Source organism: Pseudomonas sp. P4_C3 (genome assembly GCF_056402075.1).
In genome coordinates this window covers 1-7,103 of record NZ_JBFUIC010000231.1, presented here as the reverse complement: position 1 = coordinate 7,103, position 7,103 = coordinate 1, and the positions used below count along the sequence as shown (strand labels likewise).

The window sequence follows — 7,103 nt, the reverse complement described above, 5'->3', positions numbered from 1 at the left end:
CTCGTCGAACTGCTCCAGGCGCTCGACGACAAGGAGCAGACATGAGCAAGAAAACGCCGCCGCGCATTTACAACAAGGCCGGCCAGCGGGTGCCGGTGCAGGACAAAAGCTGGTACGCCGTGCATGCCAGCGGTGAAGCCACCGAGCGGCTGATTGAAGTCTTTGTGTACGGCGAGATCGGCACCTGGGGCATTACGGCCAGTCAGTTTATGCAGGATCTGCGCGCCGTCGATGATGGCGTGTCGCCGGTGATCGCGGCGTTCAACAGCATCGGCGGCGACCTGTTCGACGGGTTGGCCATGCACAACACTTTGTCGCGGCTGGGCGAACGTTGCACGGCGCGTGTCGATGCATTGGCTGCAAGTGCGGCCAGTGTCGCGGTGTGCGGTGCTCACAAGGTGGTGATCGCGTCCAATGCGATGCTGATGATCCACAACCCATGGACCTATGCGGCCGGCGATGCCGAGAGCTTTCGCAAGGTGGCGGATGTCCTCGACCAAACCATGGAGGCGATCATCGCGGCCTACAAGGCCAAGGCACCGGACATCGATGAGGTGGAGTTACGGGGTTTGGTGGCCGCCGAAACCTGGCTGACAGCCAGTGAGGCAGTGGCTCTGGGGCTGGCCGATGAGGTGGGCGACGGGGTGCCGGTCAAGGCGTGTCTGGGGCAGGGCGGGGTGATGCAGCGTTATCAACACACCCCAGCTGAATTGCTGGCCCAGCTCGATGAGTTGCCTGAGCCAGATCCGGAGCCGGCGCCAAACGATCCACCCAAGCCCGTGATGGACTCGGCCAAGCTGGCGTTGTTGATCACTCAACGTTGCACGGAGGCGGGGATCAGCAACCTGGTCGCGCCATTGCTCAGTTCGACCCAGCTTGAAAGCGAAGAGATCGTCTTGGCGGGGCTGACGCGGGCCAAGGCAGTGCATGACCTGTGTGTCGCGGCACGTTTGCCAGAGCTGGGCACCGAATACGTGGCTGCCGGGCTGGATGAGTCCGCGGTACGCGCGCGGCTGTTTGACAAGATCGTCAGCAGTGGCAACGGTTTCGAAATCGACAATAGCGTACCCCTCGACGATGACCCTGCACCAAAGGTGCTGGCGAAACAACCGAATCCCTCTTCGATCTGGGCGGCCCGTCAGGCCGCCCATGCAGGGCAACTCAAAAGTGCAAAAGGAGCACGAGCATGACCGTAAAGTACGAAACGCTACACGCCGGCGAGTTTCTGCTCTCCGAAGGGGCCGGGAAGATCTCTCGTGAATCCATTCTGGTGGCCGCCGGTGCCGCACTGAATGYTGGCCAGGTGCTGGGGTTGGTCACGGCGACCAATGAGTTTGCCCCCTACGATCCTGCCGCCGTTGATGGCACTGAAGTGGCGGCCTGCATCCTCTACGGGCCGCTGGGTGAATCGACCGAAGAGCGTCGCGCCAGTGCAGTGGTACGGCTGGCCGAGGTCAGCGAGGTGCATTTGACCGGTTTCGATGCTGACGCGGAGGCCGCCTTGGCGGCTCAATTTTTGATAGCCCGCTAAGTCAGCCCCCCTTACCCCAACCCCGCCTTGTGCGGGGTTTTGCTTTTCTGGAGAGTCCCTTCATGGCCGACATTGGCATTTTTACCGACGATGTTTTTTCCGTGTCTTCGCTTACCGCGGCGATCAATGAGCAGGAATACTTGCCGGGCCGCATCAGCAGCCTGGGCCTGTTTCGCGAGGAAGGCATCAGCACCCTGACCGTGCAGATCGAAAAGGACGGCAACACCCTGGCCCTGGTGCCGGCGGGTGAGCGCGGCACCTCGGGTCTGGTCGTGGGTGCAAGCAAGCGTCAGATGATTCCGTTCAACACCGTGCACCTGCCGCAGCGTTTCACCATCAAGGCCGACGAGATCCAGGGCATTCGCGCCTTTGGTACGACCACCGAGTTGCAGGCCGTGCAGGGCGTAGTGAACACGCGCCTGAGCAAGGCCAAGCGTCAGCTCGATGCCACCCATGAATTTCAACGCATGGGCGCGCTGAACGGCCTGGTGCTGGACGCGGATGGCTCGACGGTCCTGCTGAACATTTATCAGGCGTTTGGTGTGGAGCAACAAAGCTTGTCCATGGGCCTGAACGACTCGGCGACGAAGATCCGGGTCAAGTGCGCCGAAGCGCTGGACATGCAGGACGATGAACTGGGTAGCGTCACCAGCTCGGGCGCGCGGGCCTTCTGTGGCAAGAATTTCTGGAACAAGCTGATCACACACAAATCGGTTGAGGAAACCTACCTCAATACGATCCAGGCCGCGGAATTGCGTGGTGATGCGCGGGACAGCTTCGAGCTCGGTGGCATCGTCTGGGAGCGCTACCGCGGGCGCATCGCTGGCGTGTCGTTTATTCATGACGATACAGCCCTGTTGATTCCCGAAGGTGTGCCGGAGCTGTACATCTCCTGTTTTGCTCCGGCGGATTACATGGAAACGGCCAACACCCAAGGCCTGCCGTATTACAGCAAGCTGGAACCACTGCCGTTCAACAAGGGCATGGCTGGAGAAGCCCAGTCCAACCCGTTACACCTGTGCACGCGTCCTCGGGCGCAGATCCTGCTGACGCTCTGACCATGGCCTTTCGAGACCTGGTCGCGGAGATCGACAGCGTGGTGTTCGACACCCTGGCCGATGTTGGCTTCATTGAAGGTCGGCGCGTGCTGGGCATGTTCTCGGCGCCTTGGTTGCAACCCAAGATCGGGCGCTTGAACACCGGTCTGCGCGAGCCGTGCTTTCATATTCGGGTGGCCGATGCCGCGGGCGTGGAAAAAGCGCAAACGGTGCAGATCGAGTTGCCCATCCTGGACGGTGGCGGCGAGTACACCCTGATTCACCTGGAACCGGCGGGTGATGGTCTGGTGGCCTTGTCGTTGAGGTTAAAAGCATGAGTGCCGTTCCGGTTTCGCTGCAACTCTCGACCAAGGACATGCAGGCCTTCGACAGTCTGGCCAAGGTGGTGCCCAAGGCCGCTGCTGCGGCGCAACGACGGGCGATCAACAAGACCTTGGGCTGGCTGGCCACGCACATGGCGCGCGATGTCAGTAAACAGGAGCGGATCGCCGTCCGGGCGGTGCGTCAGCGCCTGCGCAGCTATCCCATCAAAGGCCAAGGGCAGTTGGGCAAACTCTGGTTTGGCACCAACCCGATGGAGGCCAGCCGGGTAGGCAATCCCCGGCAGGGTAAGGCCGGTGTCTCGGTGGCGGGGCGGCGCTACCAGGGCGCCTTTTACAAGCGTGTCTATGGCAACAAGGCGGACATCTGGATCCGCACCTCCAGCAAACATTTCAACCCGGATGACTAWCCCGGCAGCAGCGCGTCCGCGGGTGGAGGCACAAGTTCGGGCTGGATCGTGGAAAACGACAATCGCTTTCCACTGGCCAAGGCCAAGGTCTCGCTCGAAGAAGTTGAAGGTCCGTTTTACACCTGGGCCAACAAGGCCGACGAGCGTCTACTGGTCGTGTTCAAACAAGAGATGAACTTTGAACTGCACAAATACCTGAAGGGGAGTACCCGTGTCTGATCCTGCCTTTTCGCTGGATGCGTTGTACGCCGCCATCGAGGACCACATCCGCCAGGCACTGCCTTCGGTGCGGTTTGTGGCGACCTGTCCGGACATTCAGGACCGGATAGCGTTGCCGGCGGTATTTCTCGAGCCGGTTGAGTTTGAGCCCGGGCCTGACATCGGCACCGGTGAAACCGTGTTGATCCAGCGCTTTGAAGCGCGGGTCATTGTTGCGCCCGAGTTGGCCCGTCATCAGCAACTTGGTGCCCAGTTGGCGGCACAACTTGCCGTTCTGTTGCGGGCACAAACCTGGGGGCTGGATAACGTCGAACAGGCGCAGTTTGTGGCCTCGCGTCAGGACTGGACCAAACCCGAACTGGATGGCTACACCGTGTGGACGGTGGAATGGACCCAGCAGATCTACCTCGGCGAGGTTGAGTGGCTTTGGCCTGTCGAGCCCCCGGGCACCCTGTACCTGAATGTCGATGGCTGCACCGGTACCGGCAATGAAGATCACTACTTTCAGCCGGAGGATCTGGCATGGAATACGCAAGCGCCGAACATGACCGGATGATCGCGGCGATGCTGATGCCCTGCGTGGTGGTCGGTATTGATCTGATGGCCGGCCGGGTGCGGGTCAAGGCCGGTACTTGGGTCAGTGCCTGGGTGCGCTGGCACAGCCTGGCCGCGGGTAAGGCACGTCATTGGCGTGCACCGAGCACGGGGGAGCAGGGCGTGCTGTTCAGCCCCAGCGGTGATCCGGCCATGGGCACCTTCATCCCGGGGCTGTATGGCAACGCCGGGGCACCACCGGACAACCGCGATCACGTCGAGGCCTGGTACTTCGACGATGGCGGCTCGCTGGTCTACGACTGGCAAGCCGGCAGCTACAGCATCGCATTACCCGACGGCAGCTGCGCAACCATCACGGTCGGAGGCTCGCAGCTTGACGTGACGCCGGAGCAAATCCGGGTGACTGCCAGCCAGATCACCCTGGTGGGTGAGGTGAGCATCGACGGTGCGTTGAGTGTATCCGGCGACATCACCGGCGCCGGCACGATCATGGATGCCGGGGGCAACAGCAGCAACCACTCGCATTGAGTGAACATTCACCTTCAGCCCGCCGCGCGCGGGCTTTTTCATGTCTGGAGAAAAACCATGACGAGTAAAACCAAGGAAGTCTCGACCGCCAACGAAGCGCCCTCGCCGGCCACGCTGAGCTTCTTTCGCGACACGCTGTACACGTCGCGGGTGCTGATTCTGCTGGAGGCCGAGCGCACCTTGAAAGTGGAAAAAGGGCGGGTCGCGGTGGCCTCGGATGACACGGTCGCGATCGAGTATTTGCATGGCCGCAAGGATTTTGTCGCGGTCGAGGGCTGATCACATGATCGGGATGATCGGACTGGACCGCCGCACCGGCCAACTCATTTCCGGACTCGATCACCTGCGCCAGTCCATCGAGGACATCTTGTCCACGCCCTTGGGCAGCCGACGCATGCGCCCGGAGTACGGCAGCAAGCTACGGCGCTTTGTCGACCTGCCGGTCAATGACGGCTGGAAAAGCGCCGTGCAGGCCGAGGTGGCCAGTACGCTCGGGCGTTGGGAGCCACGCCTGAAACTGGGCCGGGTGCGCGCCGTGGCCATCCTCGACGGGCGTATCACCTTTGAGCTGACCGGGCAGTACCTGGGCAGCGACGTGACTTTGGAGGTGTCCGCATGACTATGGAACTGGCGGCCCTGCCGCCGCCGCAAGTGCTTGAAGACCTCGACTTTGAAGTGGTCTACCAGGAGAAGCTGGAAGCCTTCCGCCTGAGCATGGGCGACAACTGGAGTGCGGAGCTCGAAAGCGACCCGGTGCTCAAGCTGATCGAGCAGGCCGCATATGGCGCCTTGCAGAACCGGGCGCGGGTCAACGACGCGGGCAAGGCCTTGCTGTTGGCCCACGCCGAGCGGGCCGACCTCGATCATCTGGCCGCCAACGTCAACCTGCAGCGCCTGGTGATTCAGGCCGGAGATCCGAGCACGGTGCCGCCGACGCCGCAGGTGCTCGAAGAGGACGATGCCCTGCGCGAGCGGGTCCAGCTGTCATATGAGGGGCTGACCACGGCCGGGCCGCGCAACAGCTACATCCTCCATGCGCGCAACGCCTCGGGCCTGGTGGCCGATGCCACGGCGGAAAGTCCGTCACCGGCCGTGGTGGTGGTCACAGTGCTCAGCCTGGAAGGCAGCGGTGCCGCCTCGCCGGAACTGCTGGAAGAGGTCCGGCTGCACCTCAACGACGAAGACGTGCGGCCGGTGGCCGACCGCCTCACGGTGCAGAGCGCTGTGGTCATCGACTACCACATTGAAGCGGTGCTGTACCCGCAGGCACCGGGGCCCGAAAACGAAGCCTACCTGGCCGAAAGCCAGAAACGCCTTAGCGAGTGGATCAACCCGCGCCGCCGCCTGGGACTGGAAGTGGCGCGCTCGGGGATCGATGCGCAGTTGCACATTCCCGGCATCGCCCGGGTTGAGTTGCTGGATTGGACCGACATCAAGCCGAGCAAGGCTGAGGCGGCGTATTGCACTGGCTACAGCGTGATCCTGGGGGCCTGACATGAGTACTCAGCTGCCGCTCAACAGCACGCCGCTGGAGCTGGCCGTGGAAGCGGCCAATTACGAAAACACGCTGATTCCGCTGCGCAGTTTGTACAACGCCGACACCTGCCCCGAGCACTTGTTGCCGTACCTCGCCTGGGCCTGGTCAGTGGACCGCTGGAACAACAACTGGACACAGGAAGCCAAGCGCACGGCGATCCGTTCGGCGTACGACGTGCATGCACGCAAAGGCACCATCGGTGCATTGCGGCGGGTGGTCGAGCCTTTGGGCTACCTGATCGACGTTGTGGAATGGTTCGACACCGTGCCGGAAGGCGTTCCCGGTACGTTCGCCCTGGAGGTGGGGCTGAATGACGCCGGCATCACCGAGGAACTGTACGAGGAACTGGCGTGGTTGATCGACGACGCCCGTCCGGTCAGCCGGCACATGACCAACCTGGCGCTCAGTCTGCAAACCGAGGGGGTGGTGGGCATCGCCGTGTGCGTGCAAGAGGGCGAAGAGATCGACGTGTACCCGCCGACCGCGCAAGACATCGACGTGACCGGCTCTTTTGGCCCGGCGCTCTGCGTCGATGAAACCGATACTTTGGACGTTTATCCCTATGATTGATAAAACCAGTCAGTTTTTTGCCATTCTCACGGCGGTCGGTGAGGCCAAGCACGCCAATGCCATCGCCATGGGGCTGGACTGGATGTTCACCGAGATGGGCTTGGGCGATGCCAACGGCACCGACCCGATTCCCGATCGCCTGCAGACCCAGTTGATCAACGAATGGCGCCGGGCGCCGATCAACCAGATCCGCGTCGATCCGGCCAACCCCAACACCGTCATCACCGAGCAGATCATCCCGCCGGAAGTCGGCGGTGAATGGATTCGCGAGATCGGCCTGTACGATGTCGACGGCGACCTGGTGGCGGTGGCCAACTGCGCGCCGAGCTACAAACCGTTGCTGGACCAGGGCAGTGGCAAGACCCAGGTCGTACG

General features: G+C 62.3%; 12 protein-coding genes. All 12 read left to right on the top strand.

The window, feature by feature from the left end:
* Positions 1-41 precede the first annotated feature (41 nt).
* The gene (locus AC1DVH_RS23970) at positions 42-1,190 is read left to right on the top strand and encodes a head maturation protease, ClpP-related (protein WP_477755911.1); all 1,149 of its coding nucleotides are present in this window, start codon (positions 42-44) and stop codon (positions 1,188-1,190) included.
* Positions 1,187-1,531, top strand: a complete 345-nt coding sequence (locus AC1DVH_RS23965) for a head decoration protein (protein WP_477755910.1) — start codon at positions 1,187-1,189, stop codon at positions 1,529-1,531. Before AC1DVH_RS23970 ends, AC1DVH_RS23965 begins: the two co-directional genes overlap by 4 nt.
* Positions 1,532-1,593: 62 nt before the next feature.
* Positions 1,594-2,589, top strand: coding sequence for a major capsid protein (locus tag AC1DVH_RS23960; protein ID WP_104449527.1), 996 nt, complete (start codon positions 1,594-1,596; stop codon positions 2,587-2,589).
* 2 nt (positions 2,590-2,591) lie between these two features.
* Positions 2,592-2,906, top strand: a complete 315-nt coding sequence (locus tag AC1DVH_RS23955) for a head-tail joining protein (protein WP_477755909.1) — start codon at positions 2,592-2,594, stop codon at positions 2,904-2,906.
* Positions 2,903-3,538 (top strand): hypothetical protein, encoded by a 636-nt coding sequence (locus AC1DVH_RS23950; RefSeq protein WP_477755908.1) that lies wholly within the window; start codon positions 2,903-2,905, stop codon positions 3,536-3,538. The genes AC1DVH_RS23955 and AC1DVH_RS23950 overlap by 4 nt, the downstream gene beginning before the upstream one ends.
* Positions 3,531-4,094 (top strand): hypothetical protein, encoded by a 564-nt coding sequence (locus AC1DVH_RS23945; protein WP_115947969.1) that lies wholly within the window; start codon positions 3,531-3,533, stop codon positions 4,092-4,094. The genes AC1DVH_RS23950 and AC1DVH_RS23945 overlap by 8 nt, the downstream gene beginning before the upstream one ends.
* Positions 4,061-4,621 carry a phage baseplate assembly protein V gene (locus AC1DVH_RS23940; protein WP_115947893.1) on the top strand — a complete coding sequence of 187 codons (561 nt, stop codon included), beginning with the start codon at positions 4,061-4,063 and terminating at the stop codon, positions 4,619-4,621. Before AC1DVH_RS23945 ends, AC1DVH_RS23940 begins: the two co-directional genes overlap by 34 nt.
* A 57-nt stretch (positions 4,622-4,678) precedes the next feature.
* Positions 4,679-4,900: a hypothetical protein gene (locus AC1DVH_RS23935; RefSeq protein ID WP_477755907.1), complete on the top strand. Its 222-nt coding sequence runs from the start codon at positions 4,679-4,681 to the stop codon at positions 4,898-4,900.
* A gap of 13 nt (positions 4,901-4,913) precedes the next feature.
* Entirely contained in the window at positions 4,914-5,240 is a 327-nt protein-coding gene (locus AC1DVH_RS23930) for a GPW/gp25 family protein (protein WP_043302559.1), read from the top strand.
* Entirely contained in the window at positions 5,237-6,115 is an 879-nt protein-coding gene (locus AC1DVH_RS23925) for a baseplate assembly protein (protein WP_477755906.1), read from the top strand. The genes AC1DVH_RS23930 and AC1DVH_RS23925 overlap by 4 nt, the downstream gene beginning before the upstream one ends.
* A gap of 1 nt (position 6,116) precedes the next feature.
* Positions 6,117-6,728, top strand: a complete 612-nt coding sequence (locus tag AC1DVH_RS23920) for a phage tail protein I (RefSeq protein ID WP_477755905.1) — start codon at positions 6,117-6,119, stop codon at positions 6,726-6,728.
* On the top strand, positions 6,721-7,103 hold a 383-nt coding region (locus AC1DVH_RS23915; RefSeq protein ID WP_477755904.1), incomplete at its 3' end, for a phage tail protein. The genes AC1DVH_RS23920 and AC1DVH_RS23915, both read left to right, overlap by 8 nt.

Bases quoted from the DNA above. Each gene is read 5' to 3' on its own strand.
- AC1DVH_RS23970 (WP_477755911.1), top strand. From the start codon at position 42: ATGAGCAAGAAAACGCCGCCGCGCATTTACAACAAGGCCGGCCAGCGG.
- AC1DVH_RS23960 (WP_104449527.1), top strand. From the start codon at position 1,594: ATGGCCGACATTGGCATTTTTACCGACGATGTTTTTTCCGTGTCTTCG.
- AC1DVH_RS23955 (WP_477755909.1), top strand. From the start codon at position 2,592: ATGGCCTTTCGAGACCTGGTCGCGGAGATCGACAGCGTGGTGTTCGAC.
- AC1DVH_RS23940 (WP_115947893.1), top strand. From the start codon at position 4,061: ATGGAATACGCAAGCGCCGAACATGACCGGATGATCGCGGCGATGCTG.
- AC1DVH_RS23935 (WP_477755907.1), top strand. From the start codon at position 4,679: ATGACGAGTAAAACCAAGGAAGTCTCGACCGCCAACGAAGCGCCCTCG.
- AC1DVH_RS23930 (WP_043302559.1), top strand. From the start codon at position 4,914: ATGATCGGACTGGACCGCCGCACCGGCCAACTCATTTCCGGACTCGAT.
- AC1DVH_RS23925 (WP_477755906.1), top strand. From the start codon at position 5,237: ATGACTATGGAACTGGCGGCCCTGCCGCCGCCGCAAGTGCTTGAAGAC.
- AC1DVH_RS23920 (WP_477755905.1), top strand. From the start codon at position 6,117: ATGAGTACTCAGCTGCCGCTCAACAGCACGCCGCTGGAGCTGGCCGTG.